Origin of the sequence: Citricoccus sp. NPDC079358 (assembly GCF_040702545.1) — a bacterium.
Lineage (GTDB): Bacteria > Actinomycetota > Actinomycetes > Actinomycetales > Micrococcaceae > Citricoccus.
The window spans coordinates 347,999-372,193 of record NZ_JBFBLI010000002.1; the positions used below are offsets into that span (position 1 = coordinate 347,999).

At 71.2% G+C, this 24,195-nt stretch carries 17 protein-coding genes; 6 read left to right on the forward strand and 11 right to left on the reverse strand.

All coding sequences use genetic code 11. The features are described from left to right. Positions 1–94 precede the first annotated feature (94 nt). The 3 genes from AB0333_RS03985 to AB0333_RS03995 all read left to right on the forward strand — a co-directional run bounded on the left by AB0333_RS03985 (position 95) and on the right by AB0333_RS03995 (position 4,589). Positions 95–1,000, forward strand: a complete 906-nt coding sequence (locus tag AB0333_RS03985; RefSeq protein WP_115931273.1) for a hypothetical protein — start codon at positions 95–97, stop codon at positions 998–1,000. 89 nt (positions 1,001–1,089) lie between these two features. Further along, the gene (malQ, locus tag AB0333_RS03990) at positions 1,090–3,333 is read left to right on the forward strand and encodes a 4-alpha-glucanotransferase (protein ID WP_366217434.1); all 2,244 of its coding nucleotides are present in this window, start codon (positions 1,090–1,092) and stop codon (positions 3,331–3,333) included. Next, the gene (locus AB0333_RS03995) at positions 3,330–4,589 is read left to right on the forward strand and encodes a glycosyltransferase (RefSeq protein WP_366217435.1); all 1,260 of its coding nucleotides are present in this window, start codon (positions 3,330–3,332) and stop codon (positions 4,587–4,589) included. The genes malQ and AB0333_RS03995 overlap by 4 nt, the downstream gene beginning before the upstream one ends. A gap of 58 nt (positions 4,590–4,647) precedes the next feature. Here the strand turns inward: AB0333_RS03995 and AB0333_RS04000 are convergent, their stop codons facing one another. Genes AB0333_RS04000 through AB0333_RS04010 form a run of 3 tightly spaced genes read right to left on the reverse strand, consistent with a single transcriptional unit; the run spans position 4,648 to position 8,375 of the window. Next, complete coding sequence (locus AB0333_RS04000; RefSeq protein WP_366217436.1) at positions 4,648–5,598, reverse strand: MaoC/PaaZ C-terminal domain-containing protein; 951 nt, start codon at positions 5,596–5,598, stop codon at positions 4,648–4,650. 16 nt (positions 5,599–5,614) lie between these two features. Further along, positions 5,615–6,991 (reverse strand): 3-oxoacyl-ACP reductase, encoded by a 1,377-nt coding sequence (locus AB0333_RS04005; RefSeq protein WP_366217437.1) that lies wholly within the window; start codon positions 6,989–6,991, stop codon positions 5,615–5,617. A 4-nt stretch (positions 6,992–6,995) separates the two neighbouring features. Further along, a complete protein-coding gene (locus tag AB0333_RS04010; protein WP_245952083.1) occupies positions 6,996–8,375 on the reverse strand; it encodes an acetyl-CoA C-acetyltransferase in 1,380 nt (459 codons plus the stop codon). 86 nt (positions 8,376–8,461) lie between these two features. Between AB0333_RS04010 and AB0333_RS04015 the strand changes: the two genes are divergently transcribed. From AB0333_RS04015 to AB0333_RS04025, 3 genes are read left to right on the forward strand one after another with little or no spacing between them, the layout of a single operon-like run. Further along, a complete protein-coding gene (locus tag AB0333_RS04015; RefSeq protein ID WP_245952082.1) occupies positions 8,462–9,253 on the forward strand; it encodes a TetR/AcrR family transcriptional regulator in 792 nt (263 codons plus the stop codon). Further along, a complete protein-coding gene (locus AB0333_RS04020) occupies positions 9,250–11,421 on the forward strand; it encodes an acyl-CoA dehydrogenase (protein WP_366217438.1) in 2,172 nt (723 codons plus the stop codon). The genes AB0333_RS04015 and AB0333_RS04020 overlap by 4 nt, the downstream gene beginning before the upstream one ends. A gap of 51 nt (positions 11,422–11,472) precedes the next feature. Further along, positions 11,473–13,287 (forward strand): glycosyltransferase, encoded by a 1,815-nt coding sequence (locus AB0333_RS04025; RefSeq protein WP_366217439.1) that lies wholly within the window; start codon positions 11,473–11,475, stop codon positions 13,285–13,287. Positions 13,288–13,330: 43 nt separating this feature from the next. Here the strand turns inward: AB0333_RS04025 and AB0333_RS04030 are convergent, their stop codons facing one another. From AB0333_RS04030 to AB0333_RS04065, 8 genes are read right to left on the reverse strand one after another with little or no spacing between them, the layout of a single operon-like run. Further along, positions 13,331–14,350 carry a UDP-glucuronic acid decarboxylase family protein gene (locus tag AB0333_RS04030; RefSeq protein ID WP_366217440.1) on the reverse strand — a complete coding sequence of 340 codons (1,020 nt, stop codon included), beginning with the start codon at positions 14,348–14,350 and terminating at the stop codon, positions 13,331–13,333. Then, positions 14,340–15,473 (reverse strand): glycosyltransferase family 9 protein, encoded by a 1,134-nt coding sequence (locus AB0333_RS04035; RefSeq protein WP_366217441.1) that lies wholly within the window; start codon positions 15,471–15,473, stop codon positions 14,340–14,342. The genes AB0333_RS04030 and AB0333_RS04035 overlap by 11 nt, the downstream gene beginning before the upstream one ends. After that, the gene (locus AB0333_RS04040; protein ID WP_366217442.1) at positions 15,463–16,926 is read right to left on the reverse strand and encodes a PfkB family carbohydrate kinase; all 1,464 of its coding nucleotides are present in this window, start codon (positions 16,924–16,926) and stop codon (positions 15,463–15,465) included. The genes AB0333_RS04035 and AB0333_RS04040 overlap by 11 nt, the downstream gene beginning before the upstream one ends. Then, entirely contained in the window at positions 16,923–18,815 is a 1,893-nt protein-coding gene (locus AB0333_RS04045) for a glycosyltransferase (protein WP_366217443.1), read from the reverse strand. The genes AB0333_RS04040 and AB0333_RS04045 overlap by 4 nt, the downstream gene beginning before the upstream one ends. After that, positions 18,812–19,771, reverse strand: coding sequence for a glycosyltransferase (locus AB0333_RS04050; protein WP_366217444.1), 960 nt, complete (start codon positions 19,769–19,771; stop codon positions 18,812–18,814). Before AB0333_RS04050 ends, AB0333_RS04045 begins: the two co-directional genes overlap by 4 nt. Continuing rightward, entirely contained in the window at positions 19,768–20,880 is a 1,113-nt protein-coding gene (locus tag AB0333_RS04055; protein ID WP_366217445.1) for a glycosyltransferase family 9 protein, read from the reverse strand. Before AB0333_RS04055 ends, AB0333_RS04050 begins: the two co-directional genes overlap by 4 nt. Beyond that, positions 20,877–22,505 (reverse strand): HAD-IIIA family hydrolase, encoded by a 1,629-nt coding sequence (locus AB0333_RS04060; protein ID WP_366217446.1) that lies wholly within the window; start codon positions 22,503–22,505, stop codon positions 20,877–20,879. The genes AB0333_RS04055 and AB0333_RS04060 overlap by 4 nt, the downstream gene beginning before the upstream one ends. Positions 22,506–22,510: 5 nt before the next feature. Continuing rightward, on the reverse strand, positions 22,511–24,148 hold the full coding sequence (locus AB0333_RS04065; protein WP_366217447.1) for a carbamoyltransferase C-terminal domain-containing protein: 1,638 nt from the start codon (positions 24,146–24,148) through the stop codon (positions 22,511–22,513). Positions 24,149–24,195: the final 47 nt, after the last annotated feature.

The following is a 24,195-nucleotide window of genomic DNA, read 5'->3' on the forward strand; positions in this document are numbered from 1 at the left end:
TAGGGGACGCCACCGGACGCTCTGGTACCCCACCACTACTCGTCGGCCACCACTGCCGTCGTCACCGCGGATCCGCGCTTGTAACCTCAGTCTCATGATCACATCCGAGACCGTAGCGGGCCCCTTGGGACGGTTCGCGAACCGCCTCAAGCGGGAGATCCTGACCAATGTCACGCCGGTCCGCTGGGCCGCCGACGGCATGCATGAGGAGCGCCGCCGCAAGTGGGCGCCGCATCTGCCACCTCTCGACCTGGCCCAGGCCGGTCTGGTCTCCACCCTGCAGCGGCAGGGTGTCCGCATCGGGCCCCTGGACGATCTCGCGATCCCCACCACGGACGCGCTCAAGCCCGCCCTGGACCGCCTCGTGGCCCCCTTGGCGAACCTGCCGACGGGCGGTGCCAGTACGCTGCGACCCTCCACGGATGACCTGTTGGCCGACCTGTTCATCTGGCAGTGGGGCCTGCAGGACCGCATGCTGGACATCGTCGAGAACTACCTGGGCGTGCCGGCCCGCTACTACGGGGCAGACGTGCGCCGCGAAGTCGGCAATAGCCAGACGGTGGGCGTGCGCCGATGGCACCGTGACGCCGAGGACCGGCGCACCGTGAAGATCCTGGTGTGGCTCAACGACGTCGACGACCAGGGCGGGCCGTACGCCTACATTCCGCTGGCCGAGACGCTGTACGCCGTGGAGAAGCTGCACTACGTGGCCGGATTCGTGGATGATGCCCGGGTGGCTGACATGGTCCCCGCAGGAGCCGTGACCGCGGCGACCGGGGTGAAGTGGACGGCCGTGGTGGCGGACAACTGCCGTCTGCTCCACCGGGCTACTCCGCCGATTGCCCGGGACCGTTTCTCGGTGACCTTCACCTGGTCCTCGCGCACACCGATGAAGACGGAGGCGGCCCCGGACTACACCCCGGACCAGGCCCGGCGCATCCGGTCGGGGCTGTCCGCACGCCAGCTGGCCTGTCTGCCTCCCGCCCTGGCCTGCGGCTGAACCGCGCCTGGCGGTGGCCTGCCATAATCGGACCGGGCCCCGGAACCGGTGGCCCGGCCGCACCCGCACGTGAAAGAGGCCCACCAGCCATGACCGAAGCCCGCGACCTGCTCCAGCGGCTGGCCCACGCCTATGGCATCCAGACGTCCTACCGAGGTCACGACGGTCACGAACACCCGGTCTCCGACCTCACGCTCACCACGGTGCTGGCGGCCCTGGGCTGCACCGTCGAACCGGACGGCACGGCCGGGCTGGAGGTGGCACTGGAGCGTCGGCGGTTGGCTCCGTGGCGCCGCATGCTGCCGCACACCACGGTCTCCCACGCGGGATCGGGATCCTCGGTACAGGTCCACGTCCCCCACGGGAGCGCCGTCACGGTGGAGGCGTTGCTGGAGACCGGAGAGACCCGTCCCCTCGAGCAACTCGAGGACTTCACGGAACCCCAGGACATCGACGGCGAGCTGATCGGGCAAGCCACCTTCCGCCTTCCCCGGGACCTGCCAGTGGGATGGCACCGGTTGGGCGCCAGGGTGGAAGACGGCAACGAGGTCGAAGCCACCCTCGTCGTGACGCCGGAACGTCTCACGACCGCAGACCGCTACCGCCGTCAGCGCGGCTGGGGGCTGTCCGTCCAGCTGTACTCGGCACGGTCCTCTACTTCCTGGGGCCTGGGCGACTTCCGGGACCTGGCAGCACTGGCGGTCCAGACCGCCGCGCACGGTGGCGACTACGTCCTGTCCAACCCCCTGCATGCCACCGCGCCACAACCGCCAGTGGTCTCCTCGCCGTACTCCCCCTCGACCCGCCGGTTCACCAACCCGATGTACCTGCGCATCGAGGACCTCGCCGAGTACGCCGCCCTTGACCCACGTGCTCGCCGAGAGGTGGACGGCCTGGCCGCGGCCCTCCAGGCGGACAACGCAACCGCCGACTCCCTGGACCGCAACGCCGCCACCGCGGCCAAGCTGACGGCCCTGCGCCGGCTCCATCAGGTCACCCCAACGCCGGAACGGGCGCGCGCCTACCGCGCCTACCGGGAGCTGGAGGGCCAGGGTCTGGAGGACTTCGCGCTGTGGTGTGCCCTGCGCAGCGTCTTCGACGCCACCGATCCGATCTGGCGGGATCCCGAGTTCACGCCGGGGGGTCGCCTGGCCGAACGCTATCGCCACGAGCTGGCCGAGGACATCGACTTCCACCGCTGGATGCAGTGGTTGTGTGACACCCAATTGGCCACGGCTCAGCAAGCGGCCCGGGAGGCGGGCATGCGACTGGGACTGATGCAGGACCTGGCCGTCGGGGCGGACCGCAACAACGCGGACGCCTGGATGCTGCAGGACCAGCTCGTCGCTTCCATGTCCGTCGGCGCCCCACCGGACATGTACAACCAACGCGGTCAGGACTGGTCCCAGTCACCGTGGCACCCCGAACGTCTGGCCGAGACCGGTTACCGCGCGTACCGCGACATGCTCCGCTCGATGTTGCGCCATGCCGGCGGCATCCGAGTCGACCACATCCTGGGACTGTTCCGGCTGTGGTGGATCCCGGTGGGCCAGTCCCCCACCGAGGGTGCGTACGTCACCTACGATCACGAGGCGATGATCGGCATCCTGGCCCTTGAGGCGGAACGCGCGGGGGCCGTCGTCGTGGGTGAGGACCTGGGCACCTTCGAACCGTGGGTCCAGGACTATCTGGCGCACCGAGGGCTGTTGGGCACGTCGATCCTGTGGTTCGAGCAGGAGGACGGCCGGCCCCGGCCGCCCCAGGACTACCGGGTCCAGTGCCTGTCCTCCGTCAACACCCATGACCTGCCCCCGACCGCCGGGTACCTGGCCGGCTCGCACCTGGACCTGCGCGAACGCCTTGACCTGGTGGCCGGCGATCCCCACGCAGAGCGGGACCGGGCCGGTGCCGAGCGCCGGGCGTTCCTCCAGGCCGTCGTGGAAGCGGGTTTCCTGTCCGCCGATGCCGCCGCTTCCCTCACCTCGACCACCCCGATCACCTCAATCACTGCGGCTGACTCAGCCGATCCGGCCGTGGTGGCTGACATTGTGGTGGCCCTGCACCGGTACCTGGCCCAGGCACCGTCCCTGCTGCACGGCATCGCGCTGGTGGACGCCGTGGGCGAACGTCGCATCCAGAACCAACCGGGCACCCAGCAGCACGAGTATCCGAACTGGGAGATCCCACTCGCGGACGCAATCGGGCGGCCCGTGCTCATCGACGATCTGGACGCAGTCCCGGGATTCGCCCGACTGCTGGATGCGGTGCACCACGAGCTGAACTCTGGCCCGACCTCAGACCGGCAGCCCGACCACGGGATTCCCACACTGTGACGCGGCCCTTCGGCGTGGTGATGGTGTCCCTGCACACCTCACCGTTGGCACAGCCGGGTCAGGGCGACGCCGGCGGCATGAACGTCTACGTCCGCCAGTTGGCGATCACCCTGGCCGCGGCGGGACATCCGGTCTGGGTCCTCACCCGCCGCGACCGGACCGGTCAGCGCGTCCAGGACCTGCCGGTCCCCGCCGTGCCGGTCCCCGCCGTGCCGGGGGCGGCCCGCGCCCGGGTGGTCCCGGTCCCTGCCGGCCCGGCCACAGACGTCCCCAAGGAGGAGTTGCCGAGGTGGGTGGACGACTTCGCCGCCGCGGCTCCCGGTGCCCTGACGGCCGCGGGCGGATGCCATGGGGACGACTGCCGCTGGGTGGTGCATTCCCACTATTGGCTCTCCGGACTGGCCGGATTGGCAGTGGCCGGAGACCTGAACGCCCCGATCGTGCACACCATGCACACCATGGCGGCCGTCAAGAACGCCCGGGACGCGCGGTCCAGCGAATCGGAGGAACGGGAGGCCGCCGAGCAGCAGATCGCCGCAGCGGCCGACCTGCTGGTGGCCAACACCCCGGCCGAGCGGGACGAGCTGAGTGACCACTACGGAGCCGATCCAGCCCGGATCAGGGTGATCCCCCCGGGCGTGGACACCTCCGTCTTCCATCCCGACGGCGGCGCCCACTGGCCCGGTCGCTCTGCAGGGCTCAAGGTCCTGTTCGCCGGGCGTATCCAGGGGCACAAGGGCCCGCAGGTGGCCATCCGGGCCGCAGGCCTGGTGAACCGGCGTGCCTCCGGTGTCCCAGCGGTGCAGCTGCACCTGACCGGTGCCCACTCGGGTGCGGACAAACTCGACCTCCGCGCCCTGGTCCATGCCGCCGGACTGGAGGGCCAGTGCACGGACTCCGGTCCCGTGTCCGCGCAGGAGTTGGCCGAGGTCTACCGGGCTGCGGACGTGGTGGTCGTGCCGAGTTTCTCGGAGTCCTTCGGTCTGGTCGCCCTTGAGGCACAGGCCTGCGGGACCCCGGTGCTGGCGCACCGGGTGGGAGGGCTCGCCTACGCCGTGGCGGACGGTGAGACCGGCCGACTGGTGGACGGCCTGGACCCGGAGACCTGGGCGCAGGAGCTGGAGCGCATCGTGGCAGACCTGCCCGCATGGCGGCGGATGGGCCAGGCGGCGGCGCGCCGGGCCCGGACGTTCGGCTGGGAGGCCATGGCGGCCCACATGTCAGAGGCGTACGAGGTGCTCTCCGCCGAACGGTAGGGTCGCGCTCCTGCTCCTGCCCCCATGGCTAATCCGACCACTACGCCTGCCCCGATCCCTACTCCGAACCTGCGCCCGGGACCGTGATCGAGCCGGTGAAGTGCGGCTTGCTGGTGCGGCCGTTCCACGCCGTGACCTCGGTTGTGGCCTCAGTGCTACGGCGATCTCTGTGGACGACGCCCAGGGACACCGTTCCGGGGAGCAGCACCGGAGTGGCGAAGGAGATCTCCCACTCGTGGCCGGCACCCGCCGGTTCCCGGCCCGCGAGCATCCGCCCGGCCAGGTACATGCCGTGGGCGATCATGCCCTTCTGCCCCAGGAGCGTGGCGGTCACCGGGTTCAGGTGGATCGGATTGAAGTCCCCGGATACGGCGGCATACTCCCGGCCGGTGGACGCGGGCAGGCGCCACTGCGCGGTCAGCTGCGGTGCCGTGAATGGCGGGTGGCTGGCCTTGGCCGGGCGCTCGTGGGCTGGCAGGTGGACTCCGGCGGCCAGATACGTGGACGTGCCCTCCCACAACAGCTGCATCTCCCCGGTGCCATCGGTGGGGCCGCTGGCCGGGCCGTCGACCGGGCGGCCAACGCGCGCTGGCCCGTGGACGGTGACGACCAGGTCCACGGTGGTCCCGGACGGATGGGGGCTCAGGCGGGTGGCCGAGGCGGCCACCTCCACCGGGGTGCCAGCCGGTACCGGGGCATGGTGGACCACACGGTTGCAGAGGTGGACCATGCCCAGCAGGGGCAGCGGGAAATCCGGATCCGCCATGAGTTCCATGGCCGCCGGGAAGGAGGCGACGTGCACCAGCACCGAGGGCAGGTCGGCCGGGTCCAGCACCGGACCGTTCCGGTGGAACATCCGGGCGTACCGGACGGCGAGCTCGGCACTGATCTCGTGGTCGTGGACCACCACGGTCCGTCCCGGCAGCTGCTGCGGTCGGCGCCGTCTGACCAGCGCGTCCTTGGCTGCCGTGGACAGGGCGGCCCGGTAGCTCGAGCTCAAGGGAGTCATGGTCTCGCGTTCCATCTCAGGCCCCCATCATGCCCTGGCCGCAGACACGCAGCGTGGAACCGGACGTCCCCCCAGCCGCATCGGAGACCAGGTAGGCGATGGCCTCCGCCACGTCGACGGGCCGGCCCCCCTGCTGGAGGGAGTTCAACCGGCGTGCGACCTCACGGGTGGCCATCGGCATCCGGGCAGTCATCTCGGTCTCGATGAAGCCGGGGGCCACCGCGTTGATGGTTCCTCCGCCGGCCGCCTCGGCAGTGCTCATCAGCTCCGCTGTGGCGGAGACCATCCCCATGACGCCCGCCTTGGACGCGGCGTAGTTCGTCTGGCCGGCGTTGCCCGCGATCCCGGACGTCGAGGCGAGCGAGGCGATCCGTAACTCGTCCGCCACCATGCCCTGGCCGACTGCGGCCAGGAAGACCCGGTTCATCGCCAACTGGGACTCGATGTTCACCGCGAGCACGGAGTCCCACCGGGCGGCATCCATGTTGGCAAGCTTCTTGTCCCGGGTGATCCCGGCGTTGTGCACCACGATGTCCAGCCGTCCATGGCGCTCAGCGCAGTGCGCGAGGATCCGCTCGCCCGCATCCGCCGCGGTGATGTCCAGTTGCAGTGCGGTGCCGGCGAGCGAGTTCACGACGCCGGCCAGTGCCTCGCCGGCGGCCGGTACGTCGACCCCCACGATGGTCGCCCCGTCGCGGTGCAGGGTCGCGGCGATCGCGGCACCGATGCCGCGGGCGGCACCAGTCACCACGGCCACCTTGCCCGCCAGGGGCTTCTCCCAGTCCCGGGGCAGGGCGCCGGCATCGGAGGAGACCGGGATGAACTGGCCGGAGACGAAGGCACTCTTGGCCGATAGCAGGAAGCGCAGGGCCCCGGTGGCTCCCGGGGCGGACAGCGCCGTGTGCTCGCCCAGCACGATCCCGTTGGCGGTGGCCCCGCGGCGCATCTCGTGGGCGAGCGAACGGGTCAGGCCTTCGACGCCCTGGCGGGCTGCCCGCACGGCGGGCCGGTCCGAACCGAGGGGATCACGGTAGACGGTGACCACGCGGGCGGACGGGCCCAATTTCCGCTGCACGGCCCCGAGCTGCAGGGTGGTGGCGGACAGGTCGGCCGGCGTGCCGGCGTCGTCATAACAGGCGACGACGGCGCCATAGCGGTCGGCCGGAGCCGACTGGCGGCGGACATCCAGTCCCCAGTCCAGCAGGACGGCTGCGGCCTCGTCGGCCGCATGGCCGCCGCCGAGGACGAGCACAGAGCCCTCCACGAGGGCCTGGCCCGGCTCGTAGCGCCGCAGGACGGCCGGCCGGGGCAGCCCGAGGGCCCCGGCGAGCTTTTGGCCGAGCGGCTGGTTGACGAGGGCGGTGTAGGTATCAGTCTGCGGTGCCTTGACCATGCGCTCAGCGCCCCCGGACGATCGCGACGATGCCCTGGCCGCCGGCCGCGCAGACCGAGATCAGACCGAGTGAGCCCGGCCCCTTCTCGTGGAGCATCGTGGCCAGGGTTGCGGTGATCCGGCCGCCAGTGGCGGCAAAGGGGTGGCCGGCGGCCAGCGAGGAGCCGTTGACGTTGAGTTTGGACCGGTCGATGGCACCCAGGGGCGCGTCCAGACCCAGCTGGTCGCGGCAGAAGTCCTCATCCTCCCAGGCCTTCAGGGTGGACAGGACCGTTCCGGCGAAGGCCTCGTGGATCTCGTAGTAGTCGAAGTCCTGCAAGGACAGTCCCTGGCGCTGCAAGAGCCGGGACAGGGCGTAGGCCGGCGCCATGAGCAGGCCCTCCTTGCCGTCCACGAAATCCACGGCGCCGGTCTCGAAGTCCACGAAGTCGGCGAGCACGGGCAGGCCCCTGTCAGCGGCCCATTCCTCGGAACCGAGCAGGACGGTCGAGGCCCCGTCCGTCAGCGGGGTGGAGTTTCCGGCGGTCATGGTGGCCTCGTCCCCGAGGTCGCGGCCGAAGGCGGGCTTGAGCTTGCCGAGCTTCTCGAGCGTGGTGTCCGCACGCAGGTTGTTGTCCCGGGTCAGCTTGCCGAAGGGCGTCACGAGATCGTCGAAGAAGCCGCGGTCATAGGCGGCCGCGAGGTGGTGGTGGCTGGCCAGGGCCAGCTCGTCCTGAGCCTGCCGGGTGATCCCCCACTGGTGTGTGGTCCGTGCCTGGTGTTCCCCCATGGACAGCCCCGTGCGGGGTTCCTCGGTGCCCGGGGCCTCCGGTGCCAGGTGGCCGGGGCGGAACTTCAGGACGGCCTTGATCCTGTCCTGCGTGGTGCGGGCGCGGTTGAGCTCCATCAGCACGGCGCGGGCGGCGTCGTTGAAGACGAGGGGGGCGTCGGAGATGCTGTCCACCCCGCCGCCGATGGCCGAGTCGAGTTGCCCCAGCCGGATCTTGTTGGCGAGGCCCCCGATGGCCTCCATGCCCGTGGCGCAGGCGATCTGGACCTCGTGGGCCGGGGTGGCAGGGTCCAGTGAGGTGCCGAGGACGGATTCCCGGGTCAGGTTGAAATCCTTGCTGTGCTTGATGACCGCGCCGGCCGCGACCTCCCCGATCCGCTCCCCCTGCAGCCCGAACCGGGCAATGAGACCGTTCAGGGCGGAGGTCAGCAGGTCCTTGTTGGTGGCCTTGGCATAGGCGCCATGGGACCGCGCGAATGGGGTGCGGTTTCCGCCGATGATGACGGCCTGCCGCACCTCGCCACCGGCGATGGCGGGCTGGCCTGCGGCGATCCGCGCTGAGTCCTGCGGAGAAGCTGAGATGTTCGCGGAGTTCGTGGCGGTGTTTTCGGTCATGGTGATCCCTTCGGGTTTCACGGCGGGCCGTGGGTACAACGTGACGGGGCTTACTGATACCCAGAGTACCTGATACGCTCGGTATCGTGAATACTGCAGTCAACGACGCTGAAATGCCGGATGGCCGCGCCACCCGATGGGACGAGCACCGCCTGCAGCGGCGCGTAGACCTGATCCGGGCCGCCCGTCATGCCGTCCACGATCTCGGACCCCAGGCGTCCATGGGCGACATCGCCACGCATGCCGGGACCTCCAAGAGCGTCTTCTACCGGTACTTCGGGGACAAGAACGGATTGCAGGCCGCCGTGGGCGAACGCGCCATCGATTTCATGGAACGTGAGCTGCTGGCCGCCGCGGAGACCTCGGACAATGCCCTGGACGGGTTGTACGCGATGGTCGCCGTCTACCTCAGGCTGGCCGAGTCCTCGCCCCATGTCTATGCCTTCTCGACGCGACTGCCACCGGAGGCTCCCGAGATCACCGAGGGGTCCAGCACCTCCGGCCCGTCCGGCAACCCCGGTACCTCCAGCGGACAGCCGGCCGCCATGGCCGACTTCTTCGAGCGGATCGCCGCCGTGATGGATGTCCACTTCCGCGACTACTTGCGCCAGCAGGGCCGCCGGCCCTCCGCGGCCTCCGCCACCTGGTACTGGCCGCGGGCCGCCATCGGCATGGTCCGTTCGGCAGGCGAATCCTGGTTGGCGACCCCGTCCGGAACCGACCGGCCGGATGCCGGCCGGCTGGCACGCAAGATCACCGCGTGGCTCACGGTGGGCCTGTCCGGCACGTATGCCGCTGTCGATCTACCTGATCTGCCTGATCACCCCGTACACACGACGTCCACCGATCCGTCCACTCCCGAACAGGAGCAGTCATGACCACCACCTCTGATTCCAGCACCACCGCGGTACCGGCCGGTGCGGTGCCGCCCACCCAGGCGGAGCCGGACACCGGGGCGCCGGGCGCCTTCAGTGCCATCTCCGCGGCAGAGCCCGGCGGACTGGACCTGGAAGCCGTCCAGCAACTGTTGCTCGGGCGGTGGGCCGCGGACCGGCTGGAGGGACGGGAGAACGTCAAGGACCCGGACCTGCACAAGTTGGAGAACCTCACCATGGAGGACCACCGTGAGCGAGTGATGGGTCAGCTGCGCATCCTCGTCGACCGTGGTCAGGTGAACAAGGCGTTCCCGCAGCGCCTCGGTGGCAGTGACAACCACGGCGGGAACATCGCCACGTTCACGGAGCTGGTCAGTGCCGATCCGTCGCTGCAGATCAAGGCCGGGGTGCAGTGGGGTCTGTTCGGCTCCGCCATCCTGCACCTGGGCACGGAGGAGCACCACGAGCGTCTCCTGCCCGCCGTCATGAGCCTGGAGGTGCCGGGTGCCTTCGCCATGACGGAGATCGGCCACGGCTCGGACGTCTCCTCGCTGGCGACCACCGCGACGTACGTGCCGGAGACCGATGAGTTCGAGATCCACACGCCCTTCAAAGCGGCCTGGAAGGACTACCTCGGCAATGCCGCCCTCCACGGCAAGGCCGCAGTGGTCTTCGCCCAGCTGATCACCCGCGGCGTCAACCACGGGGTGCACGCGTTCTATGTGCCCCTGCGCGACGAGGCCGGCGACTTCCTGCCGGGCATCGGCGGCGAGGACGACGGATACAAGGGCGGGCTCAACGGCATCGACAACGGCCGGCTGCACTTCGACCACGTGCGCGTCCCCCGCATCAACCTGCTGAACCGCTACGGCTCCGTGGACGAGAAGGGCGGCTACTCCTCGGATATCGCCTCCCCCGGCCGCCGGTTCTTCACCATGATCGGCACCCTGGTCCAGGGCAGGGTCTCCCTCGCCCTGTCCGGTGCCTCCGCGTCCGCTCTGGCACTGACCGGTGCCATCACCTATGGCAATCAGCGCCGGCAGTTCAATGCGACCTCGGACACGCACGAGGAGGTGCTGATGGACTACCAGCTTCACCAGCGCCGCCTGATCGATCGTCTCGCCCGGACCTATGCCGATACCTTCGCCGCCAACGAGTTGCTGGAGAAGTTCGACGCCGTGTTCTCCGGGGAGTCGGACACCGACGAGGACCGGCAGGAACTCGAGACCCTGGCCGCGGCCATCAAGCCCCTGGCGACCTGGAACGCGCTGGACACGCTGCAGGAGGCTCGCGAGGCCTGTGGTGGTGCAGGATTCATGGCGAAGAACCGGTTCGCCTCGTTGCGCCACGACCTGGACATCTTCGTGACCTTCGAGGGCGACAACCACGTGCTGCTCCAGCTGGTCGGCAAGCGACTGCTGTCCGACTACTCCAAGGACCTGACCAATCTCTCCATCGGCGCCCTGTCCCGTTACGTCCGGGGTCAGGCCACCGAGGCCGTCGTGTACCGGTCCGGCCTGCGCCGCGTGGTGCAGTCCGTGCAGGATGCGGGCTCGGAACGCAAGAGTGCCAGTTGGTTCAAGGACGCCGAGGTGCAGAGGGCCCTGCTGGAGGACCGGGTGCGGACCAAGACCGGGGCTGTCGCCCAGGCCCTGATGCCTGTGGCCCGGAAGTCCCAGGCCGAACAGGCCGCCACCTTCAACCTGCATCAGGCCGATCTGATCGATGCCGCCCGCAATCACGGGGAGTTGCTCGAATGGGAGGCGTTCACCCGGGCGGTCGGGCAGATCGAGGACGATCACACCCGTCAGGTCATGACCTGGATGCGCAATCTCTTCGCGCTGCGGGTGATCGAGGACGACTTGGGCTGGTTCCTCGAGACCGGCCGGATCTCCGCGCAACGTGCCCGAACCCTGCGCACCTACATCAACCGTCTGGCGGCCCGCCTGCGCCCGCACGCGCAGACCCTGGTCGACGCCTTCGGCTACGAGCAGGAGCACCTCCGGATGGACATCACCACCGGGGACGAGGCCCGGCGCCAGGACGAGGCCGCTGAGTACTACCGCAAGCTGCGCGCCTCGGCGGACGCTCCCATCCACGAGAAGGTCCTGCACCAGCGGGAGAAGAACGCGGCCAAGGGCAGAAGCGGCAGAAACCAGGACAGGAAATAGGCCAGCCCCTAGGCTCGAAGGGACCTGCAGGACGAGCCGAGGGAGACAGCCGTGACCGAACCAGGGCCCGCACGCCGACGACCTGAACGCACCACCGTGGTGGTGGCCACTCGCAATCGCCGTGAGGAGCTCCTGACCTACCTCGGACACCATGAGGCGCCCGTGATCGTGGTCGACAACGCCTCCACGGACGGCTCACCCGAGGCCATCGAGTCCGCCTTCCCCGGGGTGCGCGTGATTCGGCTGACGCTGAACCGCGGAGCGGAGGCCCGGACCGTGGGCGCCCGGCTGGCGGAGACGGAGTTCATCGCCTTCGCCGATGACGACTCGTGGTGGTCACCTGGTGCCTTACGGCGCGGCGAGGAGCTCTTCACGGACCATCCGCGCCTGGGGCTGCTGGCCGGCTCCATCGCGGTGGGGCCGGACGAGGTGCCCGACCCCATCAATGCCGAGCTCGCCGATTCGCCCCTGGGGCCGGCGTCGACCGGAGGGGGGCCCCGCCTCCTGGGCTTCGTGGCCTGTGCCGCCATGGTGCGCCGCTCAGCGTTCCTGGAGGTGGGAGGATTCGACTCTGTGGTCCGGTTCCCCGGCGAGGAGGAGCGGGTGGCCCTGGACCTGGCTGCCGCCGGCTGGGAGCTCGCCTATGCCCCAGAGCTGTGGGTGCACCACCACCCCTCGGCCCTGAGGGAACCCACCGAGACCCGCCAGCGGGACCTGCTCCGGAGCCGGTTGCTGACCACGGTGATGCGTCGGCCGTGGGCGGCCGTGGGGCTGGAGGTCCGCATGGCGACGGCGGCCGGATCGCGGGGATGGCGCGCGTTGGCAGCAGCCCTCCCGCGCGTCCCGGCAGCGGTGCGCCGCCGCCGCCTGGTTCCCGTTGCCGTCGAGACCGACCTCGCCCGGTTGCTGCCCCAGGTGACGGTGACCGCCACGCCGGCACCGCCGCCCGGCGCACCGGAGTCCCTCCACCCACGGCTGTCCGTGGTGATGATCACCTACAACCGCCGAACGGAGGCTTTGCAGTCGCTGGAACGCCTGACGTCGCTGCCGGAGCGGCCCCGCGTGGTCGTCGTGGATAACGGGTCCTCCGATGGCACGGCGCCCGCCATCCGCGAGCGGTACTCGGGCGACCCGCGGGTCGTGCTGGTCGCCAGCCCGGAGAATTTGGGAGCCGTGGGCCGCAACCTGGCCATGGAGCAGGTCACCACCGAGTTCGTGGCCTTCTGTGACGACGATACGTGGTGGGAGCGCGGCGCCCTGGACCTGGCCGTGGCAGCGTTGTCCGCCCATCCCCTGCTGGGTGTGGTGACCGGCCGGATCCTCGTCGAGCCCGGCGGGCGGGAGGACCCCATCAACGCGGAGCTGTTGCACTCGCCCGTGCAGGGCCCCGAGTGGCTTCCGGGCCCGGCACTGGGCAGCTTCCTGGCCGGGGCCTCGGTGATGCGCGCAGCGGCCTTCCGTGAAGTCGGCGGGTTCAGTCCGCGGCTCTGGCTCGGCGGCGAGGAGGAGTTGATGGCGGCGGACCTCGCCACCGCGGGCTGGGAACTCTGCCACCTGCCCGAGGTGTTGGTGCACCATCAGGCGTCCACGGTCCGCGACCCCCACCTGCGCCGGCGCCACGGCCTGCGCAACACCCTGTGGTTCATCTGGTTGCGCCGCCCGGTGGGTGCCGCAGTGCGTCGAACTCGTGATGTGCTCAGCACGGCACCACGGGACCGCACCACCGCCGCCGGCATCACCGACGCCCTGGCCGGCGCCGGCTGGGTCCTGCGCGAACGCCGGGTGCTGTCCCCGCGCGTCGAGCAGCGCTTCCTCGCGCTGGAGGACTCCCAACGCCGCAGCACGGCACGTCAGTACGTCAGTTGAATCCGCCGCCTAAGCCTCGGGGCGGGTCGACGGCGACCGTCGGTCAGTCCTGACGGGTGGCCGTCTCAAGGTTGTCCTCGTCAACGGCCGTGCGGAACCACTCCACGGTGCGCGCGAGTCCCTCGGTCCACGGCACCTCCGGAATCCAGCCCAGCTCCCGGGTGGCCAAGGCGGTGTCCGGCCGGCGGACCAGGGGATCGTCCACCGGGCGGTCGATGAACTCGATCGGTGAGTCGGACGCCGTGGCAGCCACCACGTCCTGGGCGATCTGGAGGACGGAGAGCTCGTGGGGATTGCCGAGGTTCACCGGACCGGGGTGGGTGTTCCAGGCCATGGCGAGGATCCCGCGCACCAGGTCGGAGACGTAGCACACCGACCGTGTCTGGGTGCCATCGCCGGTGACGGTCAACGGTTCACCGGCCAGTGCCTGCCGGATGAAGGTCGGGATGGCCCGGCCGTCGCGGGGCCGCATCCGCGGGCCGAAGGTGTTGAAGATCCGCACGATGCCCGTATCCACCGCGTGCTGTCCGCGGTAGGCCACGGTCATGGCCTCGGCGAACCGCTTGGCCTCGTCGTAGACGCCCCGCGGGCCCACCGGGTTGACATGACCCCAGTACTCCTCGGGCTGGGGATGCACCTGAGGGTCGCCGTAGACCTCGGAGGTGGAGGCGAGGATGAACCGCGCCCCCTTCTCCTTCGCGAGACCGAGGGCGTGCAGGGTGCCGATGGAGCCGACCTTGAGCGTGTGGATCGGCAGCTTCAGGTAGTCGATGGGCGATGCCGGTGAGGCGAAATGCAGGACGAGATCCACCTCGCCGGGGACATGGATGTAGTCCGTGACATCGCACTGCACCAGCCGGAAGCCCGGGTCGCCGATCAGGTGTTCGATGTTGACGGCATGGCCGGTGAGGAAGTTGTCCAGGCAGACCACCTCGACCTCGCGTCGGCGCAACTCGGTGCACAGGTGGCTGCCGAGGAAGCCCGCGCCACCGGTGACGACGGCGCGTCGGATGGGGCGGCGGGGTTCTGCGCCCGCATCGTTCTGGCGGTTCTCAGGCTTCATGATGAATCCTTCCGGAGACAGGTTCAGGGACGGGGGTCGAGCCGGTGGAGAGATGGGTGCGCGCCGCCTCCACCACCTCGTCGACAGACACGTTCGCCAGCAGCGAGTCGAGGGAATCGCCGTGGGGGTCGCCCCATGAGCCGGCTTCAGGGTCGCCGTGCCAGAGGACGGTGTGCAGGTCGGGGTCGATCGCCGGCCCCCACCGCGCCGGCGGCACCGGGCCGAACAGCACCACGGAGGGAACGCACCAGCCGGTGGCCAGGTGGGCGACTCCAGTGTCCGCGCTCAGGACCAGTGCGGCATCACGCACCATGGCGGAGAGCTCGCTCAGCCCGAGGCCACCCGTATGGTCCTCGACGCCGGCCAGCCCGGTGGACACGGCGTGGCCCAGACTGGACTCGGCGGCCGAACCGGTCACGAGGACGCGATGACCGTCCGCGGCCAAAGCGGCCGTCACTTGGCGCCAGCGCTCCACCGGCCAGCGCCGCGAGGCCGACGCCGCGCCCGGGTGCACCAGAACCGGCCCGGGCGGGGTCCGGAACCGGCGCTGGTCCTCGGCAGCGGCCCGGGTTCGCAGCCGCAGATCCGCGCGGGAGCACTCGCCCCCGGCTTCACGGACCACACGGCACCAACGGTCCACCTCGTGTTCGTCGGCCCGCCATTCCGGTCCGGCATGCCCGGCCTCCGGGGAGGCAAAGGCGATCAGCCGTCCGGGCTGTACCTGCTGCAGGAGGCGGTGGCTGGTGGGTCCCCGGCCGTGCAAGTTCACCGCGACCGATCCGGGTGGGCAGGGAGGCAGCGGCACGAGCCCGGGCACCGGAAGCACCTCGTCCACGATGTCCAGGTCCCGGAGCAGGCGGCCGGTCGCGGCCGGGCCGGCCAACACGAGTCTGCGGTCCGGATACCGTCGCCGCACCCCGCGAAGGGCGGCGACGCCGGTCAGGGCGTCGCCCAGACCCAGGGCGCGGAGCACGAGGACGTCGTCCGGGCGCAGTGCCACCACGGTGGCGTCATCCGGCCCCGCCTGTTCCGCGCCCGAGACGCCTGGCGGGCGGCCCGGCGCCTCGTCGCGTCGGGCCGCGAGCCAGGCCGGCGTATAGGGCTCGGGGGCCTCAGTGGGCATCCACATTCCCCGCGGTGATGCGTTCCACGATCCCGGTGGTGGAGTGGCCGGGAAGGTAGGGCACCACCTCCACGCGTCCGCCCCAGCTGCGCACCAGAGGAGTCTCGGGCAGCAGGTCCGGGGTGTAGTCACCCCCCTTGACCCAGATATCCGGGCGCAACCGGTCCAGGGCGGCGCACGGGTCGTCCTCGTCGAAGACGAGCACACCGTCGACATCGCGTAGCCCCATCAGCAGAGCCGCCCGGTCCTGCTGGCGCACCACCGGCCGGTCTGAGCCCTTGAGACGGCTGACTGAGTCGTCGGAGTTGAGCAGGACCACCAGCACGTCACCCAGGTCGCGGGCCTGGCGCAGCGTCTCAAGGTGGCCGGGGTGCAGTACATCGAAGCACCCGCCGGTGGCGACCACGGTGCCCCCGCGAGCCCGGGTCGCGGCCACCGCGTGAATGGCTGCCTCGTGCGGATTCTGCGCGAGCGGACGTGGTGCGGACCGCCGCGGAGCCGCGGGGCCCTCCGGCCCGATGCGTCCGTCCCGGAATGCGGCGGCGCCTCCGGCCTCCACCCACTGGGCGGCGGCCGCGACCGCGGCCTCCACCGAGCGATGGACCGATCCGCCGGCAGCCCATTGGACGGCGACGGCGGCCGCGAACCGATCACCGGCACCACAAGGGTCGGAGGAGTCCACCGGCACGGTCGGCAGCAGCTCGGCGGTGCCCGAAGTGGCCAGGTATGCCCCGCATCCCCCGGCGGTCACGGCCACAGAACGGGCGTCCCATCCCACGCGCAACGCCTCGGCCAGCCGGTCGTCCGGGACGTCGGCCGCGGTCTCGGCGGGGCCGGCCCGCCCCGTGTCCAGCCGGCCCAACGCCGCGCGGGCCTCTGCCAGGTTGGGGGTGACCACGGCGCAACCCGGCACCGGGTCTCCCCCGCGCGGATGCGGGTCCCAGACCACCGGCACGCGGGCGGCTGTCTCGGTGAGGGCCCGGCGTACGGACTCGTCCCGGGTGATGCCGCCGCCGTAGTCGGAGACCAGGATGACGTCGGCGTCGCCCAGCACGGCGGCGAGCCCGCCGGCGTCGACGTCCAGCGGCGTGCCCGGACCGCCGTCGTCGATGCGCACGAGGGTTTGCCCAGCGCTCCGGACCCGCGTCTTGGTCCGCGTCCGTCCCTCATGTGCGAGGGCGTGGATGTCGATGCCCACCAGCGACGCACGCAGTTCGGCCGCGGCATCGTCCTCGGCCAGGGGGGCCACCAGGACCACGGTGGGCGGCTCCCCGGGCAGGCCACCGGCGCGACCGGCGCACAGCAGCGCCGCCAGCCCCGCCCCGCCCGGGCTGGCGTGGACGTGCTGGACGTCTACGACGGGCACCGGGGCGTCCGGACTCAACCGCTCGGAGCTGCCCGTGACGTCACGGTCCAGCAATACGTCTCCCACCACGACGATCCGCGCACTCATGGCGTGTCCTCCCTGTTGGCCTTGTTGGTTCTGTGCGTGCCCGGAACGGTCGCCGGGTCCGGCTGGCAGCGGTTGAATCCTTCGTCCATCACGGCACACAGTGCGTGGAGCAGGACCAGATGTGCCTCCTGGACCACCGAGGTGGATCTGCCCGGCACGCAGAGGGCCTCATCGGCCAGATCGGCCAGCGGGTTGGGTCCCGGACCGGTCAACGCCCACACCAGCATCCCGGCCTGCCGGGCACGGCGTGCCGCCTCCAGCACGTTGGGACTGGCACCGCTCGTGGAGAGCAGCACCAGCACGTCGCCCGGACGCCCGTGTGCCTGGACCTGACGGGCGAACACCTCGTCGGCTCCGTAGTCGTTGACGATCGCGGTGAGGGAGGACGTCTCCGCCGAGAGGCAGACGGCCGCCAGGGGGCGCCGCTCGCCCTGGAAGCGGCCGACCAGCTCAGCGGTGAAGTGCTGGGCCTCGGCCGCGCTGCCGCCGTTGCCGGCGGCCAGCACGCGTCCGCCGCCGGCCAGTAGCTCGGACAGGCGGCGTCCCCACCGGTCCAGCAGCTCGGCGTCATCCTCGAGGGTGGTCAGCGCCCGGTCCAGCTCTACCCGGTGCTCGGCCAGCAGGCGGCGGGTGGCCTCGGGCCGGCTCGGGTGCGTCTGCCCGTACCCGGCCAGGGCCTCGCGGTAGGCCTTCTCGGTGAGCTCGGCCACCCGCTCCCAGCTGAACAGCCGCTGCACCCGCTCGCGTCCGGCCCGTCCCATGCAGGCGGCCAGGTCCGGGTCCTCGGTGAGGCGGCGGATGGCCGTGGCCGTGGCGTCCACGTCCCGGGGCGGGACGAGCAGCCCGGTGGTGCCGTCGTCGATGCTGTCCAGCAGGCCGCCGACGGCCGAGCCGACCACGGGACGGCCGCAGGCCATGGCCTCCAGCGGCACGATGCCGAAGGGTTCGTACCACGGGGTGCAGGTGACGATGTCGGCGGAGGCCAGCAGTCGGGCGGCCTCGTCGCGGCCGACCCGGCCGGTCAGGGTGAGCCGGTCCGCGACTCCGTACTCCTCGGCCAAAGCCAGCAGGCGGCGGGCCTCGGGGTCCTCATTCAGCACGGCGCGGTCCGGTCCGCCGGCCACGGTCAGGCACGCCCGGGGAACCTGGGCAAGGGCGCGCACGACGACGTCCACGCCCTTGCGCTCGACCATACGGCCCAGCGCCACGAGACGTACCGGGTCGCCGACAGCGCGTCGGGGACCGCCATCCACGGCCGGGGCGAAGGCCCCGGCGTCCACGCCACAGGGCACGATGCGGATCCGGTCCGGGTCGGCGCCGAGGCCCATGAGCTCGTCCACCTCGTCGCGACAGGTGGCCAGGACCAACTCGTTCTGCCCCACGAGGCGGGCCTCGATCCCGAGCCGGCCGGCCGGGCTGGTGTCCGCGAGTCCTTGGTGCCGGCGCTTGACCGAGCCCAGGGCGTGGAAGGTCTGGACGACCGGGATGCGCGCGGCCTCCGCGGCAGCGGTCGCGGCCATCCCGGACATCCAGAAGTGCGCGTGCACGAGGTCCGGGACGCCGTCCCGGCGCCACTGGGCGGACATCCAGCGGGCGAACTCATCCATGTACGGCGCGAGTTCGTCCTTGGGCAGCTGCACGGCCGGACCGGCGGGGACGTGCACCACGGTCACGCCCGGGGCGGCCTCCACCTGCTCGGGCAGGGACACCTCGTCGAGCCGGGTGTAGACCCGGACCCGGTGGCCGCGGCGGCCCAGCCGGGTGGCCAGGGCGGCCACGAAGACGTTCTGACCACCGGCGTCCACGCCGCCGAGGGCGGCCAGCGGGGAGGAGTGCTCGGACACCAGCGCGATGTCCAGGGACTGCGTGTCCATCGGGTGGGCGCTCATGCCGTCACCCGCCCGATCAGCATGTCCCAGTCGGCCAGGAACCTCTCGAGGCCGTACCGGTCCAGCGCGTGCGCCCGTGCCGCGGCACCGGCCCGCGCCGCGAGCTCCGGGTCCTGAAGCCATTGCCGGCCACGATCCGCCAGTTCACCGAGGTCGTTGCTGAGCAATCCGGCGGACGGTGGCACCGCACGCGGTGCCTCGGTGGTGGACAGGGCCAGCACGGGCATGCCGAGCGTCATGGCCTCGAGCAGGGCCAGCCCCAGGCTGGTCCACCGGTACGGGTGGAAGTAGACGCGGTGTGCGGCCAGGGCCCGGTGCAGCTCGGATTGCCGGTAGTTCTCGTGCAGGCGGCCGTCCAGCCAGGGGGCCACCTCAGCCAGGTGGTCCATGCCCATGCCGTAGACCTCTACGGGCAGGTCCCGGGACAGCTGCAGCATCAGGTCCGTACCCGCCACGCGGGTGCGGCGCACCGGTTCGTTCACCACGACCGCCAGGGAGGCTGTCACGCCCGTGTACAGGTGGCCCGGATCGGGGACGCCGTGCTCGATCACCTCGGTGCGGGCCGTGCCGGTGTCCCACATCAGCCGGTTGAAGTGGGTGACATGCACGATGGGGACGGCGTCCTGGTCGGCGTAGGGATGTTCGGAAGCCATCGCAGTCCCCGTCGGGGCGTTGTGCTCCAGATACACCGCCGGGACGTCGATCCCGGCCCGCAGGCCGGTCCAGCTCTCTAGCAGCTCGGCCTCGTGAGGCCGTTGCAGCACCACCAGGTCCGGCCGCTCACCGGCCAGCTGCGCGGCCGTCCTCTCCTGTGCCGAGTCAGGCCAGTCCCACGTCTGGGCCCGTCCGCGGCCGTCCGGTCCACGGTCCTCGTCCACTGGCAGCAGGTAGTCGTGGTGGCCCTGGACGAACGCGGTCATCCAGGAGCCGTGCACATGCCAGATCAGGATTCTCATCGGTCTCCTCGGGAGGTGCTCAGGGGTGCGGTGCCGGCGTCCTGGCCGGTCCGGACCGAATGGTCGATGGGCTGGATGAGCTCGGCCACGGCGGCGACCACGTCGGCGCCGGAGACTCCGCTCAGGCAGGGGTGTCCGGGCACCGGGCAGTCGCGTGCCCGGCTGTCCCGGCACGGGGAGTGTTGGTCACCGAGCAGCGTGACAGCGACTCCGTAGGGCCGCCATCTCTCGGCCGGGACGACGGGCGAGAACAGGGAGACGACCGGTGTGCCGACGGCGGCCGAGAGATGGGCCGGGCCGGTGTTGCCGACCACGGTGCAGTCCGCGGACTCGAGGACGGAGGCCAGACCGGCCAGGTCGGTCGTCCCGGCCAGGTCCAGCACGAGGGCGTCCGGGCAGTGCCGGCGCGCCAAGGCCACCGTCTCGGCGACGAGTTCGCGTTCGGCGGGTCCACCGGTGACGACGACGGCGTGGCCGGCAGCGGCCAGGGCCGCCGCGATGGCCGCTGCGTGAGCCGCCCGCAAGCCACGGGCTGGCACGGACGCTCCCGGGTGAAGAACCACGTACCCGCCCGCGCGCAGTTCGGCCGGCAGCCGGTCCGTCGGCGCTGGCAAGGGGTGGCGCACCCGCAGCGTTGGGTGCTCCGGCCGGGTGGCGCCGGCGGCGACGGCGGCGTCCAGCGCGGCCTCGACCTCATGGCCGCCGCCGGGCGGGTCGGCGCGCTTCAACCGCACGTCCAACAATGACCCGGGGTAGTCCACGCTGGTGCCCACGATGTGTCCGATTCCGGCCATCCGTGCCAGCAAGGCCATCGGCAGGGGGCTCTGATGGAAGGACGTGAAGATCACCGCCTGGTCGTATCCGGTGGCGCGCAGCCGTGCGACCAGCTCCAGCGCGGCCTCCGTGTCCACCCCCGGTGGCCGGAAACCGGACCACGGGGCGTCGTACTCCAGGACCGTGTGGACGCCTGGCAACAGCCGCGCCGCGGCCGCTCCCGAGGGAGAGGCGAGCAGGTCCACCGTGCCGAGCTCGGACAGGGCCGTGATCGCCGGTCCGGTCAGCAGGACGTCACCGTCCGAATCGAGTCGTACCGCGAGGATGCGCGTCATGTGGTGGATTGCTCACCGTCCTGGGTGGGGGTCGCAGTCGGGGTGGGGGGCGGTTGCCGCCCGGAGCACCAGTCGAGCACGAGGTCCACGGCGGTGGCCAGGTCTGGCGCGGTGGTAGGGGCGTCGGCGACCTCTGCGGCTCTGGTGACGCGGGTGGGCACCAGCACCGAGCGGGCCCCGGCGGCCTGCGCGGCCTCGATGTCCGCACCGATGTCCCCGATGACCACGCATTCTTCGGGGCGTACGCCCAGAGCCTGAGCGGCAGCGAGCACCATGCCGGGCCGCGGCTTGCGGCACGGACAGTTCTCCGCCGGACCGTGGGGACAGATCTGCCAGGAGTCGAAGGGGCCGAGCAATCGGACGATCCGTTCATTGACGGCATCCACCTGGTCTCGGGTGATCAGTCCACGGGCGATCCCGGATTGGTTGGTGATCACGGCCGTGGCCAGACCGGCTGCGCGGATGCGGTCAACCAGGCCCCGGGCGCCGTCCACGGGGTCGACCTGGGCCGGGTCGCCGTTGTACGGCACGTCGTGGACCAGGGTGCCGTCACGGTCGAAAAGCACGGCGCGAGGACGGACCGGCCAGGGACCCGTGGCCTGGTGCTGCCTCCAGCCGCGGAAGCGGTGCCAGACCGCGGTCGGCGGGATGGTCGCGCTGGTCAGGGCCATCCGGCGCAGTTCGGCGGTGAATCCGTGGTTGCCCGGGCGCGGGCCGGGAGCCAGTCTCCGGCCGAGGAAGCGGCCGTACAGGGCGGCCCAGGCCAGGGCGCCGGCTCCCGCCAGGCGGGCGGCCCCGCGTGAGCCGGTCATCCGACCGACCGCTCCGATCGCCGCGGCGGCCGCGGCAGCAGTCGAGGCCACGTGCCAGCCGAACGCCCCGGTGGGTGCTTGGGCCAATTCACGCCAGTGCGGGCCGTGCAGCCGGCGCATCAAGGCGTTGTCGGCGTTGCCCGCCTGCACGCGCTGGCTGACCCAGTCGTCCGCCGGACGGACGGGGTGGAGGATGTGGCGGCGTCCGCGCACCAACCGATGGCCGGCGAGACGAACCCGCAGAGCCAAATCGGCGTCCTCTCGGTAGGCCCGTGGGAACCGCTCGTCCAGTCCCCCGACCTGATCGAGCACTGATCGGCGGTAAGCCATGTCGGCGGTCGCCCAGTCGGCCTCCTCCAGTGAGGCGGTGTTGCGCTCCCAGTCGGTGGGCGCTCGGTCCGCCGGCAGCGGCACCGTGATGCGGCCCTGGCTGGCGGCCACGTCGGGCGGGCAGTCGGCCAGGTCGGCGGTCAGGTCGCGAACCCACGTGACGGGCAGCTCGACGTCGTCGTCCAGGAAGGCGATCCACTCCACGGAACGGTCGACGGCACGCCAGCCCCGGTTGCGCGCCGCTGCGGGACCGCGGCCGTAGCCGCGCACGACGCGCACGGGCTCCCCGTCCACCGTGGGCATCAGGGGGGTGAGCCGGGTGCCGGCCGCTGCCGGTTCGCGGCGGTCGTCCACCACGACGATCTCCACCGGACCGGGATGGGTTGCGTCGGTAGCCAGGGCGGCCACGGTCTCCAGGAGCCGGTCCAGAGAGGGGCGTCCCACCGAGGGGATGACGAGGGCGTAGGGACGCTGTGCCGTCATGCCGCTCATGCGAAGAACTCCGCCCGGCGGACCAGATGCGGGCCCAGGACCAGCGCGGCCACGGGCGCCGAACCGAACAGCTCGAGGGCATCCCGGGGATCGTCCACCATGGGGCGTCCAGCCGTGTTGAGGCTGGTGTTGACCACCACCGGGACGCCCGTGCGTTCATCGAAGGCGCGCAACAGGGCGGCGATACCGGGGTTGTCCCGGTCGGAGACCGTCTGGATGCGGGCGGAGCCGTCCACGTGCGTGACGGTGGGGATGCGGTCGCGCCACTCCGGGGCGACGTCGTGGGTGAAGAGCATGTAGGGGCTGGGGAGGGGGCCGCCGCTGAAGATCTCCGCGGCGCGGTCCTCCAACACCATGGGGGCCACCGGGCGGAACTGCTCCCGACCCTTGACGTCATTGAGCCGTTCCAGGTTCTCGGCATGCATCGGATTGGCCAGCAGGGACCGGAAGCCGAGCGCCCGGGGTCCGAACTCGCTGCGGCCGTCGAACCAGGCGACGACGCCGTTCTGCTCGAGGATGCCGGCCACCTCGGCAGCCAACTTCTCCCGGGAGCCGGGGGTGGTGAAGGGCACCTGTGCGGTGGTGAGCCACCGGGCCAGCTCCCCATCGTCCCAGCTGCGCCCCAGGGCCGCCGTGGGTTCTGGAGCGGCGAGATCACCGGCTCCCTGAGACAGGGTCAAGGCGGCTCCCAGCGCCGTTCCGGAATCTCCCGACGCCGGCTGGACCCAGACGTCGTCGAAGCCGGCCTCGCGCCAAATCCGGGAATTGGCCACACAGTTGAGGGCGGTCCCCCCGGCCATGGTCAGCACGCGCTGGCCGGTCTGCTCCCGCAGCCACCGGGCCAGCTCCACCAGGGTCTCCTCGACCACGCCTTGGACGGACGCCGCGAGATCGGCGTGGGCGCCGCCCCAAGTGCCGTCGTCGATGCGCCGGGGGGCGAAGCGCTCCCACTCCGGGGCCCGGGCGGTGAAGCCGCCGTCCCCGGTGGCATGAACATGGTCGCGGAGCTCGTCCAGGAACCGCGGCGTCCCGTAGGAGGCCAGGGCCATGACCTTGAACTCGTCGGACGAGCGCAGAAAGCCGAGGTGGTCGGTCAGGGATTCATAGACCAGGCCCAGGGAGTCGGGCAATTCCTGGCGGGCCAGGATGGTGAGCTCGCCGTCGACGTACTGCCCGGCCAAGTGGGAATGGCCTTCTCCCCGGCCGTCGGAGACCAGGACCGCACCGGTGCGATACGGCCCGGCCAGTCCAGAGGAGGCGGCATGGGCCACATGGTGCTGCACGTACGTGACCTTGGCCGGGTCGAGGCCGGGCAGGGCCTCGGCGATGAAGTTCGGAGCCCGGCGTACGTAGTCCAGACGAAGGTGGTCATAGGGATCGTCGGGGATCTCGACAGCGATCTCCGGGTCGAAGGAGTACGCCACACCGTCCAGCTCCTCCGGGGTGATCCCGGCCTCGGCCAGCACCCAGCGCATGGACTGCTCGGGCAACTCCCACGCCGAGAACGGCACCGGCCGCTTTCCGTGTTTACGGCGGGAGAACCTCTCCTCTTCCGCCGCCGCGACGACTCTGCCGTTGACCACCAAGGCGGCCGCCGGATCATGGAACGTTGCATTGATTCCCAAGTAGCGCACGCGGTCAGTCTGACAGAAAGCACCTGTGACGGAGGACACATTTTGAG